The following is a 16,095-nucleotide window of genomic DNA, read 5'->3' as shown; positions in this document are numbered from 1 at the left end:
GGCTTGCCCCGCGCCGGGCCGCGAAGCGGCCCTCATCAAGAACACCGCGTTTTTCCAGGTGAACCCGGATGATAGATTTTGGGGCCGCTTCGCCGCCCGGCGCGGGGCAAGCCCGCTCACCACAAAAGCCAGGTCACTCCGGGCTGGATACATTCAGTCACCCGATGACACTGGCTCGCCAGCTACGGCGCGCTAGTGTTAATGCTCTTCAGGACGGTCCCCAGGAGCATCGGAATGCGCCCCACACCCCAATCCCATCGCCTGCGTCACGGTCGTTACTCTGAATACGGACGCAGTTACCTCATTACCGTTGTCGTGCATCACCGTCAGCGCCTATTCACCGACCTTTATCTGGGTCGTCTGTTGGTGGCCGAATTCCGGCAGGTTCATGAGCTGGGATTGGTCGACTCTCTGGCCTGGGTCATCATGCCTGACCACATTCACTGGTTGTTTGAGCTGAAGCAGAAGACGTTGCCCGACGTGGTGCGGCGTATGAAGTCGCGTAGCACGCTGACCATCAACCGGCGTCGTCAAAGCAAGGAGCGTGTCTGGCAACCCGGTTATCACGATAGGGCTGTCCGTGCGGAGGATGATGTTCGCAAGATGGCTCGCTACGTCATTGCCAACCCCTTGCGGGCCGGGTTGGTGGCGCAGGTAGGGGATTATTCGTTATGGGATGCTGCATGGCTCTGATTGAGTAATTGATGGTGTAGTGGTTGAAGCCCGCTCATCACAAAAAGGCGCCCGCTTGCCGCACAGGAACCTTCAGGCCTTGAGGGGCTCACTTGTTATGTCGCCCTGTTCCCCAGCCGAAAGGAATCCGCATGCATGCCACCTCATCAACGGTCCCCCTTCATCCCCCCGTCGAACGCGAACTGAGCCTGCGCGCGGTCATCACCGGCACGTTGCTCGGTATCCTGCTGACCCCTTCGAACGTGTACGCCGGGTTGAAGATCGGCTGGTCGTTCAACATGTCGATCATTGCCCTGCTGGTGGGGTATGCGATCTGGCAGGGCCTGGCGAAGCGGTCGTCGGAGCAGTTGCCGTGGACGCTGCATGAAAGCAATATCAACCAGACCGTCGCCTCGGCCGCTGCTTCGATCATTTCCGGTGGGCTGGTGGCGCCGATCCCGGCCTATACCCTGCTGACCGGCAACCAGTTGGACGCGCTGCCGATGATCGCCTGGGTGTTCTCGGTGAGTTTCCTGGGCATCTGGATCGCCTGGTACCTGCGGCCTTCGTTGCTCAATGACAAGGCGCTGAAATTTCCCGAAGGCATGGCCACCCTGGAAACCCTGCTGCATATCTACAACCATGGGCGCGAAGCGGCGACGCGTTTGAAGGTGCTGCTCAGCGCGGCGTTGCTGTCCGGGCTGGTGAAGTGGGTGGACACCTTTGTGTGGGCCTTCCCGCGTTGGTCGCCATCCGCCCAGCTGGAGCGCCTGACCTTCACCGCCGACCCCTCGCTGTTGCTGCTGGGGTTTGGCGGCATTATCGGCATTCGCGTCGGCCTGACCCTGCTGCTCGGCGCCTTGCTCGCCTGGGGCGGCCTGGGCCCGTGGTTGCTGGCGCAAGGCCTGGTGACCTTGCCGGCCGGCAGCAGCGGCCCGCAATTTGCGGCGTTGGTGGAGTGGTTGCTGTGGCCGGGAGTGAGCCTGATGGTGTGCTCAACCTTGGCGTCGCTGACGATTCGTCTGTGGGCGTTATACACCTCGACCAAGTCCGCCGGCGGGCAAGCCTGGAGCGTACCCAAACCCGGGCCGGCCGCTGGTTTTGTGCTGTCGATCGTATTGGTGGTGAGCCTGCAGGCGCTGTTGTTCGGCATCAACCTGTGGATGGCGTTGCTGACCATTCCCCTGGCGATCTGCCTGGCCGCCGTCGCCGCCCGCGTGGTGGGCGCCACCGGTATTCCGCCGATTGGCGCCATCGGGCAGTTGTCCCAGCTGAGCTTCGGCATCGTCGCGCCGGGGCAGGTGCCGATCAACCTGATGAGCGCCAACACCGCCGGCGGCTCGGCGGGGCAGTGCACCGACCTGATGAACGACTTCAAGGTCGGCAAGGCCATTGGTGCCACGCCGCACAAGCAAGTCATCGCCCAGATCCTGGGGATTTTCATTGGCAGCATCGTCGGGGTGTTTGCGTACCTGGCGCTGATTCCTGATCCGCAATCGATGCTGCTCACCGAGGAGTGGCCGGCGCCGGCGGTCGCAACCTGGAAAGCCGTGGCGCAAACCCTTACCCATGGGCTGGATTCATTGTCGGCGAGCATTCGCTGGGCGATCGGTATCGCAGGGCTGGCCGGGGTGTTGCTGGGCGTGCTCGACAGCCTGTTGCCCGCCCATCGCGCCCGCTACTTGCCCAGTGCCGCCGCGTTGGGGCTGGCGTTTGTGCTGCCAGCTTCGGTGTCGCTGATGATGGCCCTGGGTGCGGTGCTCACCTGGCTGGTGAGCTGCCGCTGGCCGAGCCTCACCGAGCGGTTTGCGATTACCGCAGCGGCGGGGTTGATTGCGGGGGAGAGCATCACCGGCGTGGGCGCTTCGCTGTGGCAGATGGCGGCGCCTTAGCCTCTGTCACGCGGTCGAGGGCAAGCTACTCACTTGGCAAACGCATACTCCCCACCCTGTTCCAGCGCCTGGCGGTAAGCCGGGCGAGCCTGGAACCGCTGTACCCACGCCGCCAGGTGCGGGTACGCCGCCAGCTTGCCCTGGGCCTTGGCGATTTCGCCGATAAAGCTCATCTGGATGTCCGCGCCGCTCACGTCATCCCCCAGCAGATACGGCGTGTGTGCCAGCGCCTCGTTGAGGTAACCGAGGTAATTGGTCACTTCCGATTCGATACGCGGATGCAGCGGTGCACCGGCATCGCCCAGGCGCCCGACGTACAGGTTAAGCATCAGCGGCAGCATGGCCGAGCCTTCGGCGAAGTGCAGCCATTGCACGTACTGGTCGTAGGCGGCCGTGGCCGGGTCCGGCTGCAGGCGACCGTCGCCATGGCGGCGGATCAGGTAATCGACGATGGCGCCGGACTCGATCACCACGTTGGCGCCGTCTTCGATCACCGGGGATTTACCCAGCGCATTGATCGCCTTGAGCTCCGGCGGCGCAAGGTTGGTTTTCGGGTCGCGCTGGTAGCGCTTGATCTCGTACGGCAGGCCAAGCTCTTCCAGCAGCCACAGAATGCGCTGCGAACGTGAGTTGTTGAGGTGATGGACAATGATCATGGGAACTCCGCGGGGCATGGGGTGTGTAGGAACAGACTGCTGCGACAACGTAGAGTGCCCTGAATCAGCGGGATGTTTGCTTGGCAAACGCCCCTTCGATCAACGCACCACCTCGAACGCCGTGTATTCATACGCCGAGCGCATTTTGCTCGACGTCGTCTCCAGCGTCAGGGCAATGCCCAGGTCTTCGATAAACGCGCGCGAGGTCTTGTAGTCGCCTTGCTCGCACTCCAGCTTGATGGCGTCGCCGGTCAACGAGGCAAACACCTGTCGGGCCGGGAAGCGCTGGCCGACCTTGCAGCTCACGGAGGTCTCGAGCGGAGTATCGGTCGGTTTGCCGGGCACGTTCGCCATGTGCAGGTTGGCGCTCAGCGTCTGGCCAGGCGTCCAACTGCTCGGAATACTCAGCTCGGCTTCGCGGGTCAGCAGCACCTGGCCGTCGCCCACGCCGTTCATCTTCGACTTCAACTGGATCAGGTCCGCCTGCACCAGGCGCTCGACATGGAAGGTGTCGCTGTAGATCTCGTTCTTGTTCAGCAAGCCACCCACCGCCGTGAAGGTCACCGAGGTGGGGCTGTCGTTGCTGCCATCGCTTTTTTTCGACAGGTACGTGTAGCTCAACGTCTTGAACTTCGGCTGCAGCAGGGCCGAGTCGAGGCGCTGGAGCACGCTGGCGGGGACGGCGACGTCGTTGATGCTTGGTTCTACGACGGTGCGCGGGTAGTCAACCGGTTGGATGTCCGGACGCGACCAGGCCAGCAGCGCCGCATCGACACCGCCCTGCAACGAACAACTGATGCGCGATTGCGTACCGTCGCTGCCCTCCGGTTCTACCAGCAGCACGCGCTCGACTTCGCGTGTGCCCGGCGCGACGCCGGGCCGTGGCTTGATGGCCTGCCAGCGGTCGCCGACCTTGAGCTCGCTGCGGATGTAGGCGCCGTCGCCCTTTTGCAGGCGAGCAGGTTGGTCGAGCAGCGGGGCAAGGCGTTGGGCAACCTCGTCGATAGTGCCTTGCACAACAAAGCCCCAGTAATAGTAGCGCCCCAGATTGCCGAGGTCGGTGGCCTCGTCGGCGTACGACAACAGCTTCAAGCCGGCGATGGGCGGCGTGCTGACCGGCACCGCGTTGGCCTTGCGGTCCGCGCGGTTGACTACCGCGATCCACGCGAAGTCTTTGTCCTGCTTGAGCGGTGCGTAGGGCTGCCAGGCGTCGCGGTGGCTGTTCAGGCGGCTGAAGAACGTCGCGTCGCAGCGGGTGAAGGCCTTGAGCGTGTCGGTCAGCGCGGCGTCGTCGGCGTGGGCGATGGAAGGCAGCAGCGCAGAGGCGAGGAGGAGGGCGGCGGTGGGCAACTTCATCGAGGGGATGTCCGTATCGGGAGCGGGAGCTGGGCATTATCCAGAAATTACCCGCTAAAGGCTCGGTTCAATGACGGAGAGTATCTACACACCTTTGACGGCTGCCACCGCTCACTACAAAAGCCTCACGCTGTAAGGCTATGGGTTCACCCGCGCCACTTTTCAGATCCACAGATCATTCATGGCCGTACGTTCACCGCCTTCATGGCCGGTATTCAAAATGCCCCGAGGCTCAATCATCATCAGCTTCGCCTCACCTTCGGCGGCGGTCCGATGTTCAACGCCACGCGGGACCACATACAGCTCGCCCGCCGCCACATACACCGGGCCTTCCGGTAGATCGATACGCAGCGTCCCTTCGAGCACCAGGAACGCTTCGTCGGTTTCCGGGTGCGAGTGCCAGATGAACTCCCCTTCGATGCGCACCACCTTGAACTGGTAGTCGTTCATTTCGGCGACGACCCTGGGGCTCCACTGCGCGTCGATGAGCGATGCCTTTTGCGCGAGGTTTACCGGTTGTGCCGAGTGCTGTGACGTAGCCATGATCCATCCTCTGGTAGGTAAGACGGCCAGACTATCGAGACCGCGGGGCGCCTGGCTTGTACGATCCTGCAGGTTGGTCGTCTAAAGCTCGGCCGATTTCCGTCGATAACCTGTATGAACCCGCCAATCATGGACCGATTAAATGGCTCTTTCCGTCAGCGCTGCCTATCTCCCGCCGGCCAACACCAGCCTTACACCTTCCGACCAGAAGCTCGTGGCCCAGCCTCTGACAGATGCCGCGAAGGAAGTGTTGGCAAACGCCGCCCCGGCGGCCGTCTACCATCCCAGTGGATCAGCAAGCACCACGGTGGAACCGCCGGAGGTGGTCGACGTCTGGGTCGGTCGGACCCAGTCGCCAGACCACCCTCGGCTCGTCGAAATTTCCACCGGCGCGCTCAATACGCTGAAGGCATCCTTCAAGGCATTCGAGTCAGCGCTGTCGACCACCGCTCCCGACTTGGCCGGCAAAAAATACGGCTTCACCGTCGAAGCCGATGGCCGCCTGAAAGTGCTGGATTCGGCCAGCCAGCTCAGCAGCTCGGATACCCAGCGGCTGACGGATTTGCTCAACCGATCCCTGGGCCTGAAAACCGCAGCCATTGCCTACCGCAATGCCGCCATCGACACGGTGGACGCCGATTCCGTCTGGTCGGGCCTGGGGTTTTACAGCCTGACTAACGAAAACTTCGCCAAGACCATTGATCTGGCGCCGCTCTTAAGAGACTTCGACCCGTCTGACTTCAAAGGGTCCAGGGATCGGATTTTTATTAATCAACTGGCCTCCAAAGGCGAACTGGCGACGCAACAGACGGAAGCGGCGATGTTTGAGCGGCGTGGAGTGCAGCGGTTCAGTACGCAGGCCTGACCTACTGTGTGGGGTAAAAATGAAGCCGTGCAGGCGGTTCAACCCCGCCTGCGCGATTCAATCCCCGCAAAAACCAGCATGCCCGTCACCATCGCCAGCGTGAACACCAGCACCTGCCATTGCCCCGTCAACAGCAATGCCACTGCCGGTCCGGGGCACAACCCCGCAATCGCCCACCCCATGCCGAACACCAGGCTGCCCAGCACGAGGCGGCGGTCGAGGGTGCGTTGCGTCGGCATCTGGATCGGTGCGCCCAGCAGCGAAACCTGACGATGCCTTACGACGTAAAAGGGCACGCTGCTCACCACCAGGGCGCCGAGCATGACCAGGGCCAATGAAGGGTCCCAATCGCCGGCGAGATCGAGGAACGCGAGCACCTTCTCCGGGTTGGTCATGCCGCTGAGGTGCAGTCCCAGACCGAAGATCAGACCGGCCATCAATGCCATGAATTTGCGCATGCTCAGGCTCCCAGCCCGTGGCGGATGAAGTAGACACCGGCAAACCCGCTGCCCATGAAACAACCGACCGCTACCAGCGAGCGCAGCGACCACCGCGAAAGCCCGCAGATGCCATGCCCACTGGTACAACCGGCGCCATAGCGCGTGCCGATGCCGACCAATAACCCGGCCAGCACCAGCGCGTAGCCACCGGCCTGGAACGATGACTCAGGCAGCTTGGCAAACAACGACCAGATCCAGGGCGAGACCAGCAGCCCGAGCACAAACAGCAGTTTCTCCCCACGTCCTTCGCCGCGCCTGGAGAGCAGGCTGCCGAGCAGGCCGCTGATCCCGGCGATGCGGCCGTTGAGCAGGATGAACAGGCCTGCGGACAAACCGATCAGGGCGCCGCCGAGCAGGGCGGTCCAGGGGGTGAACTGGGCGGAGAGGGTCATGGTGGGGCCTGGGTGTGTTGGACTACGTGCATCGATACCACAGTTTTATCCATGAACCCAACGAGTGACGATGCGCACTTACACCTTGGCCGTATGCACCTTGGCCAGGCGTACGCGCCAATCGCCGTCATGGCGCAGGCGGCATTCTTCGTCGGAGTCGAAGTGTACGCAGCGCTCCATGGGCGCGACGTGCACATCGGCGTCGTTGAGCGCGGCGGCGGTCAGCTCACGCATGCGTGTGTCTGCCCCTGTCGAGAGGGCGTGCTCCTTGTTGGCGCGGCTGTCGAACACCCAGATCACCCGCAGGCTTTGGGGGAAGACGCTGTAGTCGACGGTGTGGGTCAGCCAGTCGAAGCCGGGGATTTCGGCTTTGGCGGTTTCGCAGGCGTCGGTGAGGGCGGCGATGAGGCGACGTTCAAGCCGGGCGTTGTCGCGTGAGGTGGTTGGCATAAAGGGCTCCAGGTGGGTGTTCAGCGTGTGTATTAAACCAGCTACACCTGAACTCTTAGCGCATTGATGATAAACGCATGCAGGCTATTAACCGCCTTGGCCCCCCGAGAAGCTCGGCTACGCAGAATCGAAACCTCCATGGGCGCAATGCTTCCCAAGCCATGCTCGCTGCTCAACACCTGCAGTGATGGCTGCACGGTGCACTGCGTGATCGCGGCAATCGCCAGCCCACCTTCCACCGCGGCCACCTGGCCGGCGAGGCTGGAACTGTTGTAGACCACCTTGAATTGTCGCCCTTGCTGGGCCAGTGAATGCACCGCATAACGCCGCGCCAGGCTTTCACTTTCGTAGACGGCGATAGGCAGCGGGTCGCGCCGCCACAGTTCGAACTGGGGCGAGCCCACCCAGACCATGGGTTCCTTGAACAGAAAGGTGCCGCTGTGGGGCGAGTCCCTGGACACCAGCGCAAGATCAAGATCGCCGCTGCGCACACGCGGGATCAGCGTGGTCGACTGCTCGCAGGTCAGTTCTATTTCCACACCGGCGTAGCGCGGTGAAAAACGCTTCAGCAGCGGCGTGAGGTATTTCGCCGCATAGTCCTCCGCGACGCCCAGGCGGATTCGCCCGGTGATCGCTTCCCCGTTAAAGGCCGCCTGGGTTTCCGCGTGCAGTGCGAGCATGCGACGGGCATAGCCGAGCAGCGTCTGGCCGTCATCGGTGAGTTGCAGATGCCTTGGGCCACGGCTCAACAGCGGGCGTCCAAGGGCGGCTTCGAGCTTCTTCATCTGCATGCTGACGGCGGACTGCGAGCGATTGACCTCGTGGGCCGCAGCCGACAGCGAACCGGCGTCTACCACCGCCACGAAGCACTTGAGCCAATCGATCTGCAAATCGCTGGAGGGCATGGCGGTTTCCTTTATTCGTTAATCGAATGGCTGCAACGTGAATAATGCGCTTTTCAGGACTTTTCTTCACTCGCAAGATACTGGCCTCAATACCCACCTGCTGGAGTGGATCATGCCCTTTGATACCTGGTTGCTCTACCTGATGACGTGCTTCGGCATCGCCGTGGTACCAGGGCCCAATGCATTACTGGTGCTGACCCATGGGGCCCTGCACGGCAGTCGCCGGACGCTGTTCACCATCAGCGGCGGCGTGCTCGGTTTTGCCCTGGTGCTGACGCTGTGCGCGCTGGGCCTGGGGGCACTGATCCAGGCATCGGCCAGTGGGTTCACCGCCTTGAAGGTGGCCGGCGGGCTCTACCTGATCTGGCTCGGTTTCGGCCTGTGGCGCGCGCCCCCCGTCAGCCTTGAGGCCAGCGGCACAATCAGCTTGCGGCGCTGGTCGCTGTTCCGCCAAGGGCTGGTCTCGGCGATTTCAAACCCCAAGGCACTGCTGCTGTTCACCGCGTTTATCCCACCGTTTCTGGACCCGCATAGAAGCATCATCGCGCAGACGGCTGCCATCGCGCTGACCTACGCCGTGGTGGAATTCGTCGTTGAGTACCTGGTGGCCAGCGCAGCCAACCGCATCCGGCCCTGGCTGGCCCGCACCGGGCGCCGATTCAATAAAGTCTGCGGTGGTTTTTTTGTACTGTTTGGGTTGGCCTTGCCGGTGCATAGTTGAAGGCAAGGCTGCCTTGGAGCTTGTCGCCCCAATTTGTACAAAATCCGGAATTCGCACCCGCCTTTGGCACGAAGCTTACCGGCGCTGAAGAGCAACTGGAGCCGCCAGCCACAAACTTCACGGCAGGGCGGGCCAGGTGGTGCTTGATTTCCTGAATCTCCATGGCGATGTAAACCTTCCTTTTGCAGGCATAAAGGCCGCAGGTTAGCAGTGTGCGCAAGCGGGTGGCAGTAGTCAGGGGGGGCGGGACCAGCGGCACACGGATATTTTCAACGCAGGCCCGTATTGCTAAAGTTTCCCACTCACCCGCCGACAGCTTTTGTTCCCACTTCACGGATGATTTTAATGTTCCGCTCTCTTTTTTCCGGCGTTGCATTGCTCGCCGTCGCCTGCACTGCCCAAGCCCGTACCGTCACCACGCCCGAACAACTGCTGACCGAGTTCTCTCGTTGCGATGCACATTTCTTCGAGAGCCTGCGCGATGCGCGCTTGCCAGCAGGGACCTTGCGCCTGAGTGACTACGGTTCGGTCAAGGCACCGACCATCATGAGTCCGCTGCAGGAAGGTGGCACTTACCAACACTTCGAAACGCCCCTGATCGTTAACGGCGTGCGTATGGTCGGCTATTACAACCAGGCCCAAACCATCAAGGACGTCGGCAATTTTCTGTTCTGGGGGTTTGTAACCGATGGCTCGCCGCAAGAGGTGGCCGCAAAGCTCAAGCCGCTGATCGTTGATAACGCACGTTTTGTCAGTCAGGGCAAAGCCATTACCCGCGCCGAAATCCGCCGTGTCGGTGACCCGATCGGCCAATGGCGCACCGAAGGGCTGACCGGTCCTGGTGTCGCCACGCCGTTTGGTTTCGTAGACCGCGTGCTGATGGTCGACGCGGGCGACACGTCACCGTCGCTCGTGGGACACACCACCGTGTTCTGCTCGCTGCAAGGCACCGTGACCGCGCCGCTCCTGCAGGTCTATCGCCCTGACCTCAACGCTCATCTGCTCGACTGACAAGGATGCTGATCATGAATACTCGCTGGCTCGCACTGATTGCCTGCTCCGCCCTCCTCACCGGTTGTGCAGGGATGCAGAACCCGCAAAAAGCCAACCTTGCCCACTGCGCTAATCAGTTAAAGGCGTCCAAAGCCGAAAACTACCCCTTGGTGCTGCAGGAAGGTGATCTATGCCTGCAGAAAGCTACGCTGCCTGCCTCGCTGCATAGTTTGATTTATGCGGTGCAGGCCGACGCCTACCTCAACCTCAAGCGCTTTCCCGAAGCCTTGGCCGCCAAGGAGAAATCCATGCAACTGGTGGTCAAGCCTGAGCCGCGCGCCTACCTGGACTTGAGCGCCATGTATCGCGCCGCTGGTAACCCGAAAAAAGCCCTTGAGCTCGTGCAGTTCAACCTTGACAACGGAATGGGAGAAGCAGGAAAGGGGGCCGGCTTCAATATGCCGACCTACTATCATCTGGGCCTCGCACTGACAGACCTGGGTCAGTACCGGGAGGCCGCCGAAGCATTCAGTACCGGCCTTCAGCGCCAGCCGGACTACGCCTGGGCCTATTATGCGCGCGGGATCGCGTACGACCATTTGGGCAACAGGGAAGACGCCAAGGCCGACTTCATGAAGTTCTCGCAGATCGTCGACAAGAAGTACCTGGAGCAGGAGAACAAGGCCAAGCTCGCGGAGTACAGGATTTCCATGCCGTAATTGGAACACCCGCTTAGGGGCGAATGTGCACGTTGTCTGGATAATTCGACGGATTCTGAGAAAGCACAGGCAGTGGAACAGGGTGGCCAGGCTCTGTTGTTCATCTGTGCTGCGAATGGTTGGGGCTGCTGCGCAGCCCCACGGGAGCAAGCTCCCTCGCCACAAGGGGGAGCGTTTGCCTTGGTCAGTTCGCTGCTGCTGTCGCATGCTTCTAGCGCTCGTATTCAATTAAATCCACCCTGTTTTTTCAGGTATTAAAAGAGCGGTAGTGTTTACTAGTCTTATAGTTGGTGTTTTATGTTTTTTGTGTTTGGTGATTTAAGGTAGTTTATTGAATCGATTGTAGTTATTTGGTTGTCGCAAATGTCATTGCATAAGAGCATGAACCATTTAAGTAGTGAGTATTCTGATTCGTCTTCAGTGCTGTAGTACAGGCCGACAGCTTCTCTGGGGTCTGTTGTTAAACCAGAGTGTGAGTAGTAGGATATGATTCCCTTGTTTAAAATGCATGCCATGTTGGGCCAGAGATGCTTTTCTAATGACTTTAGTTCATTGGCTAGGTTGGTTGTAACTGTATCTAGCTTTGGGCTGTCTGAGCAGAATATGAAGGTCCATATTGAGTCGCAGTTGTTGTTTTTTGGTGAGATCAGTGAGTGATTGTTTTTGAAGTGGTATCCAAGGCGGGTTTTATTTTTGTTGTTTGCGGATCTGTCGAGTTGTCGTATTTTTGTTAGCTTGGTCAGTGCATCTTTTAATTCGATTTTGTCCATGAAGCTTTTGACTTCTCCAACAGCAACAACGGATTCGCATGGGTATACATATTTGTCACCTGCAATTTTAAATTTTGGCGCTACAAAACGGTCAAATATTATTATGTCAGACTGTTGGGAGATGGCCCCATTAATGTCCATTACAAAGCCTGTGCTGACCCCGAATCTTTCTGGAAGATATTTTTTTAGTAAGTTTTTTACAACTTCTTCGCGACCCTCGCCGCGCTCTCCGTAGTGGGGGATCTGGGAGGCAAGTTCTTCATATTCGACTTTGATTTGTTTTGATATCAGTCTGAATATTTCTTTAATATTTATGTTCTTTGTCTGGCTTGGCATGTGTCATTACATCCTGATGTGAAAGTGTGGGCGATAATTATTTTGGAGATAATGTTGGAGTTTGCTTTCGGTGTGCGGGCGATGGTCTATATCGTGTTCATAGTCAATCAGTAAAAGTGGTTTTTAAAGCCGTTGGGTATGTTGTTTTGGATTTGGATGGAACATCCGGTTCACACTACGTTTGAACGATGTTTAAGATGTGAGCTGACCCTGATGAGTTTCCGGTGAGGGAATTTGCCTTGGTCAGTTCGTTGTTGCTGCCGCATGCTTCTTGGCCCTCAGCGCCAGGCCGCGGTCGTATTCAGTTGTGAAGGCTTGGCTCGGTGTGTCGTTGGCGTGAGTCAAGCGCACCACTCGGATGATGCTCCGCATATCTTGGGCTTCCTGGCCTTTGAGGCCCCCGGCATGAACGCGAGCAGCAGCAGGCTGGCGGCGAGCAGTGTCTTGAATGGCGGCATTGCCTGTCCCTGGTCTTTGTTGGATTAAGTGTGCGGGCCCCGCGCGATGACGCGAGGCCGGGGTGATGCATGATAGCTAAATGACATGATTAAGGCATCTTGAGTTTGAAGGGGGGCATCAGGCTCACCCGGAAAACAGCCCCTTGCGGCGTATAACGGTCTACCATGCCACCCCCGGCAGTGGTTCCACGCGCTACCGATCTCTCTCTTTCAAGGTATCGCCCATGTCCATCGACCAAATCAGCCTTCCCAAGGGTGTAGGCCCTCACGCCATCAAGCTGCTTGACGCCATCACCGGCGCGTCCACCCCCGAAGAACTCAACCGTGCCGGCGGTAAGGCGGAAGGTTTTGTGTTGGGGCTGGAGTCCACCAAGGCCATCAAAAGCCAAATCGCCGAGTCGTTGTATGTGGCTTACGACGATGCGGCGGGTCATCGGGCGGGTGAGTTGAAAGGCTGATCATCAGCCGGAGCAAGGCACGGTGGCTGCGCGGCTCACACCGTAAGACTTAATAACCATCCCGCCGCGCCGCTTCCTACAACCACCAGCCACGGTGGCAGTTTCCCCACCATCAGCGCCACCAGGCCAATCAGCGCCAGGGCGACGTCCTGGGCGGTGAAGATGGCGCTGGTCCACACCGGTTGGTACAGCGCCGCCAGCAACAGGCCGACCACCGCCGCGTTCACGCCCGCCAGCGCGGCTTGGGTGCGCGGGCTGCGGCGCAGGCTTTCCCAGAAGGGCAGTGCGCCCAGCACCAGTAAAAACGACGGTGCGAAGATCGCCAGCAGGCAGAGCAGGCCACCGAGCCAGCCGTTCGGCGCTTGGGTCATCGAGGCGCCGAGGAAGGCGGCGAAGGTGAACAGCGGGCCGGGCATGGCTTGGACGGCGCCGTAGCCGGCGAGGAACACGTCGTTGCTCACCCAGTGGCGGGGCACGACTTCGGCTTGCAGCAAGGGCAGCACCACGTGGCCGCCGCCGAATACCAGCGCGCCGGTGCGGTAGAAGGCGTCGGTCACGGCCAGGGTTGGGTTGGGCATCAACTGGGCGAGGATCGGCAGGCTGGCCAGCAACAGCACAAACAGCGACAGCCATAGCGCCCCGGCGCGACGGCTGATGGTCACGGGCAGGGCGTCGTGCGCGGTGGGCGGTGTGGGCTTGAACAGCAGCAGGCCGGCCATGCCCGCGATGAGGATCACGCCGACCTGGCCCCACGCCGATGTTTGCAGCAGGGCCACGCAGGCGGCGAGCAGCATCACGGCCACGCGCGGGGCGTCGGTGCACAGGTTGCGCGCCATGCCCCACACGGCCTGGGCGACCACGGCGACGGCCACCACTTTAAGGCCATGCAACGCGCCGGGCGGGATGGCGGTGCTGTGCCGGGTGATGCCCAAGGCCAACAGGATCAGCACAACGGCGGACGGCAGGGTAAACCCGAGCCACGCCGCCAATGCGCCGCCGTACCCCGCGCGCGACAGGCCGAGGGCGATGCCGACCTGGCTGCTGGCGGGGCCGGGCAGGAATTGGCACAGCGCGACCAAATCCGCGTAACTGCGCTCGCTCAGCCAGCGTCGCCGGGTCACGAACGCGTCCCGGAAATAACCCAGGTGCGCAATCGGGCCGCCAAAGGAGGTAAGGCCCAGGCGCAGGAAAATCAGGAACACTGACCAGGGGCTTTCGCGTCGATTTGCTGGGGAGTCAGCCAAGGCGGGCGGTCTCGGTGAGGGCAGGGCATCGCGGCACCTTAGCGAATTTTGATGACGTGAAGAAGCGGCGCCAGCGCTCAATGTTGTACCGTTGCTCCCCAGGACCGTACCGATGATGAAGGAGCCTCCATGACATTGACCGTCGAAACCCTGCTCGAACTGGCCATGGCCAACCTCGTCAACGCCGAAATCACTGCGCGCCTGCCCGACCTCGGGGTGGACCAGTGCATGCTCACGGCGGGTTGCCTGTTCCAGGCGGTGTGGAATCATCAGGCGAATCTGCCGGCTGATCAGGGCGTGAAGGATTACGACGTTTTTTACTTCGACACCGACCTGTCCTACGAGGCGGAGGATGCGGTAATTCGTGCGGCGGATGAACTGTTCAAAGACCTGGGCGTGAATGTCGAGGTCAAGAACCAGGCGCGGGTGCACCTTTGGTACGGCAAACGCTTTGGTCGGCCTTACCCGCAGTTGCAGTCGGCGCGCGACGGGGTCGACCGTTATCTGGTGGCCGGTACGTGCATCGGCTTGGAGATTGCCACGGGCCAGGTGTATGCGCCGTATGGGTTGGAGGATGTGGAACTGGGGATTTTGCGGATTAATCCACTGCATCCGGAGCAGGCGTTGTTTGAGCAGAAGGCGCGCAGTTATCAGGCGCGGTGGCCTTGGCTGAGGATTGTCGGGGTGGAGATACCGGAATGGATTGGCGCTGAACTTTTAGGTAGGTGTCGCACGTCCAAGCTTCAAATCACTCCCGCCAAGGACAGACGATGACCTTCTTTATCTTCCTGCTTGCCTGCGCCGCCGCCGCCAGTACCGGCGTCATTTTCAAACCCGGCGCCTGGTATGAATCCCTCGTCAAACCCAGCTTCACCCCACCCAATTGGCTGTTTCCGGTGGCCTGGACGATCATCTACCTGCTGCTGGCCTGGGCCGGCTATCGCTTGAGCCTGATCCCCGGCAGTCAAATGGTGCTGGCGCTGTGGGCTGCGCAAATTGCCCTGAATACCCTGTGGACGCCGGTATTTTTCGGCGCGCATCGCCTGCTGGCCGGGATGGTGATCATCGTGTTGCTGTGGATCACCGTGGCGGCGATGGTGGTACTGGCCGTGCGCCTGGACCTGATCACCGGCCTGATCCTGTTCCCGTACCTGGCGTGGCTGTGTGTGGCGGCGGCGCTGAATTTCTCGATCCTGCGTAATAACCGCTGATGGCTCACCAACCGTGGCCCGCCAATGAGGCGGAACTGGCCCAGATGCGCCGCTTCAATCAGAAGCTCGCCTGGCTGCCGCGCTTCAAGATCCGCAATCGCGTTACGCCGCGTTTGATCCAGGCGCTGTTGCGCGTCAGTCAAACGCTCAAGCGCGCCACACCGGCTGAAAGCAGGGTTGTCGACAACGTCCCGGTGCGCATCCTGCGGCCAAGCGGCAAGCCCAAGGGCGTAGTGCTGGATATCCACGGCGGCGGCTGGGTGATCGGCAATGCGCAGATGGATGACGACCTCAACCTGGGCATGCTGCAGGCGTGCGACGTGGCGGTGGTGTCGGTGGATTATCGGTTGGCGGTCGACACGCCGGTCGAGGGGCTGATGGCGGATTGTTTGGCGGCGGCGCGCTGGTTACTCAGTGCTGATGAGTTTGCCGGCCTGCCGGTCATCGTCGTAGGCGAATCGGCCGGTGGGCATCTGGCGGCGGCGACGTTGCTGGCCCTCAAGCAATGGCCTGAACTGCTCAAGCGCATAAGCGGCGCGGTGTTGTATTACGGCGTTTACGACCTGACCGGCACACCGAGCGTACGCGCTGCGGGGCCTGAAACGTTGTTGCTGGATGGGCCTGGGATGGTGGAGGCGTTGCGCATGCTCACGCCGGGGCTGAGTGATGATGAGCGCCGACAGCCGCCGTTGTCGCCGTTGTATGGCGACTTTGAAGGGCTGCCCCCGGCGTTGATGTTTGTGGGGGAGTTGGACCCGCTTAAGGATGACACGCTGCTGATTGCCGAGCGGTGGCCCCACGCTGAAGCACACCTGTTGCCGGAGTCGGCCCATGGGTTTATTCATTTTCCGGTGGCGATGGCGGATGGGGTGTTGGCCTATAGCCGACAGTGGATCACTCAGTGCATTGATGGCGAACAGGCATAACTGTATAGGCGCCTCTCTAAGGCTCACC

At 60.7% G+C, this 16,095-nt stretch carries 19 protein-coding genes; 10 read left to right on the top strand and 9 right to left on the bottom strand.

Going from position 1 to position 16,095, the window contains the following annotated elements:
* Window positions 1-234: 234 nt before the first annotated feature.
* Window positions 235-693 carry an REP-associated tyrosine transposase gene (locus PspCFBP13509_RS26365; protein WP_065925056.1) on the top strand — a complete coding sequence of 153 codons (459 nt, stop codon included), beginning with the start codon at window positions 235-237 and terminating at the stop codon, window positions 691-693.
* A 131-nt stretch (window positions 694-824) separates the two neighbouring features.
* Window positions 825-2,564, top strand: coding sequence for an OPT family oligopeptide transporter (locus PspCFBP13509_RS26360; RefSeq protein ID WP_065925057.1), 1,740 nt, complete (start codon window positions 825-827; stop codon window positions 2,562-2,564).
* Between the two features lie 29 nt (window positions 2,565-2,593).
* Here PspCFBP13509_RS26360 and PspCFBP13509_RS26355 read toward each other — a convergent pair whose 3' ends face one another.
* From PspCFBP13509_RS26355 to PspCFBP13509_RS26345, 3 genes are all read right to left on the bottom strand, one after another.
* Window positions 2,594-3,220: a glutathione S-transferase family protein gene (locus PspCFBP13509_RS26355; protein ID WP_137212889.1), complete on the bottom strand. Its 627-nt coding sequence runs from the start codon at window positions 3,218-3,220 to the stop codon at window positions 2,594-2,596.
* A gap of 99 nt (window positions 3,221-3,319) precedes the next feature.
* The gene (locus PspCFBP13509_RS26350) at window positions 3,320-4,576 is read right to left on the bottom strand and encodes a hypothetical protein (RefSeq protein ID WP_137212888.1); all 1,257 of its coding nucleotides are present in this window, start codon (window positions 4,574-4,576) and stop codon (window positions 3,320-3,322) included.
* 162 nt (window positions 4,577-4,738) lie between these two features.
* Window positions 4,739-5,119, bottom strand: a complete 381-nt coding sequence (locus PspCFBP13509_RS26345; protein ID WP_065925060.1) for a cupin domain-containing protein — start codon at window positions 5,117-5,119, stop codon at window positions 4,739-4,741.
* Between the two features lie 142 nt (window positions 5,120-5,261).
* On the opposite strand from PspCFBP13509_RS26345, the gene PspCFBP13509_RS26340 reads away from it, so the two are divergent.
* Window positions 5,262-5,984, top strand: coding sequence for a hypothetical protein (locus PspCFBP13509_RS26340; RefSeq protein WP_065946503.1), 723 nt, complete (start codon window positions 5,262-5,264; stop codon window positions 5,982-5,984).
* A gap of 38 nt (window positions 5,985-6,022) precedes the next feature.
* Here PspCFBP13509_RS26340 and PspCFBP13509_RS26335 read toward each other — a convergent pair whose 3' ends face one another.
* The 4 genes from PspCFBP13509_RS26335 to PspCFBP13509_RS26320 all read right to left on the bottom strand — a co-directional run bounded on the left by PspCFBP13509_RS26335 (window position 6,023) and on the right by PspCFBP13509_RS26320 (window position 8,231).
* Complete coding sequence (locus PspCFBP13509_RS26335) at window positions 6,023-6,442, bottom strand: DUF6691 family protein (protein WP_065925062.1); 420 nt, start codon at window positions 6,440-6,442, stop codon at window positions 6,023-6,025.
* Between the two features lie 2 nt (window positions 6,443-6,444).
* Window positions 6,445-6,876, bottom strand: coding sequence for a YeeE/YedE family protein (locus PspCFBP13509_RS26330; protein WP_065925063.1), 432 nt, complete (start codon window positions 6,874-6,876; stop codon window positions 6,445-6,447).
* A 78-nt stretch (window positions 6,877-6,954) separates the two neighbouring features.
* A complete protein-coding gene (locus PspCFBP13509_RS26325) occupies window positions 6,955-7,326 on the bottom strand; it encodes a hypothetical protein (RefSeq protein WP_074847339.1) in 372 nt (123 codons plus the stop codon).
* A gap of 41 nt (window positions 7,327-7,367) precedes the next feature.
* A complete protein-coding gene (locus PspCFBP13509_RS26320; RefSeq protein WP_065925065.1) occupies window positions 7,368-8,231 on the bottom strand; it encodes a LysR family transcriptional regulator in 864 nt (287 codons plus the stop codon).
* A gap of 112 nt (window positions 8,232-8,343) precedes the next feature.
* Here PspCFBP13509_RS26320 and PspCFBP13509_RS26315 point away from each other — a divergent pair, with 112 nt between their 5' ends.
* The 3 genes from PspCFBP13509_RS26315 to PspCFBP13509_RS26305 all read left to right on the top strand — a co-directional run bounded on the left by PspCFBP13509_RS26315 (window position 8,344) and on the right by PspCFBP13509_RS26305 (window position 10,664).
* Window positions 8,344-8,952, top strand: coding sequence for a LysE family translocator (locus PspCFBP13509_RS26315; protein ID WP_065925066.1), 609 nt, complete (start codon window positions 8,344-8,346; stop codon window positions 8,950-8,952).
* 345 nt (window positions 8,953-9,297) lie between these two features.
* Window positions 9,298-9,963 carry a hypothetical protein gene (locus PspCFBP13509_RS26310; RefSeq protein ID WP_083221118.1) on the top strand — a complete coding sequence of 222 codons (666 nt, stop codon included), beginning with the start codon at window positions 9,298-9,300 and terminating at the stop codon, window positions 9,961-9,963.
* 14 nt (window positions 9,964-9,977) lie between these two features.
* Window positions 9,978-10,664, top strand: a complete 687-nt coding sequence (locus tag PspCFBP13509_RS26305) for a tetratricopeptide repeat protein (RefSeq protein ID WP_174562739.1) — start codon at window positions 9,978-9,980, stop codon at window positions 10,662-10,664.
* 281 nt (window positions 10,665-10,945) lie between these two features.
* Here PspCFBP13509_RS26305 and PspCFBP13509_RS26300 read toward each other — a convergent pair whose 3' ends face one another.
* Window positions 10,946-11,770 (bottom strand): DUF6602 domain-containing protein, encoded by an 825-nt coding sequence (locus tag PspCFBP13509_RS26300; protein WP_137212887.1) that lies wholly within the window; start codon window positions 11,768-11,770, stop codon window positions 10,946-10,948.
* Window positions 11,771-12,452: 682 nt separating this feature from the next.
* On the opposite strand from PspCFBP13509_RS26300, the gene PspCFBP13509_RS26295 reads away from it, so the two are divergent.
* On the top strand, window positions 12,453-12,686 hold the full coding sequence (locus PspCFBP13509_RS26295) for a hypothetical protein (protein WP_074847337.1): 234 nt from the start codon (window positions 12,453-12,455) through the stop codon (window positions 12,684-12,686).
* Between the two features lie 35 nt (window positions 12,687-12,721).
* Here PspCFBP13509_RS26295 and chrA read toward each other — a convergent pair whose 3' ends face one another.
* A complete protein-coding gene (chrA, locus tag PspCFBP13509_RS26290) occupies window positions 12,722-13,930 on the bottom strand; it encodes a chromate efflux transporter (protein ID WP_065925070.1) in 1,209 nt (402 codons plus the stop codon).
* A gap of 129 nt (window positions 13,931-14,059) precedes the next feature.
* Here chrA and PspCFBP13509_RS26285 point away from each other — a divergent pair, with 129 nt between their 5' ends.
* The 3 genes from PspCFBP13509_RS26285 to PspCFBP13509_RS26275 are packed head-to-tail and all read left to right on the top strand — an operon-like array spanning window position 14,060 to window position 16,067.
* The gene (locus PspCFBP13509_RS26285) at window positions 14,060-14,704 is read left to right on the top strand and encodes a nucleotidyltransferase family protein (protein WP_137212886.1); all 645 of its coding nucleotides are present in this window, start codon (window positions 14,060-14,062) and stop codon (window positions 14,702-14,704) included.
* Window positions 14,701-15,141 carry a tryptophan-rich sensory protein TspO gene (gene tspO / locus PspCFBP13509_RS26280; RefSeq protein ID WP_065925072.1) on the top strand — a complete coding sequence of 147 codons (441 nt, stop codon included), beginning with the start codon at window positions 14,701-14,703 and terminating at the stop codon, window positions 15,139-15,141. Before PspCFBP13509_RS26285 ends, tspO begins: the two co-directional genes overlap by 4 nt.
* Complete coding sequence (locus tag PspCFBP13509_RS26275) at window positions 15,141-16,067, top strand: alpha/beta hydrolase fold domain-containing protein (protein WP_065946497.1); 927 nt, start codon at window positions 15,141-15,143, stop codon at window positions 16,065-16,067. The genes tspO and PspCFBP13509_RS26275 overlap by 1 nt, the downstream gene beginning before the upstream one ends.
* Window positions 16,068-16,095: the final 28 nt, after the last annotated feature.

Origin of the sequence: Pseudomonas sp. CFBP13509, assembly GCF_005233485.1 — a bacterium.
Classification (GTDB): Bacteria; Pseudomonadota; Gammaproteobacteria; order Pseudomonadales; family Pseudomonadaceae; genus Aquipseudomonas; species Aquipseudomonas marginalis.
This window is presented reverse-complemented; position numbering and strand designations above follow the sequence as displayed.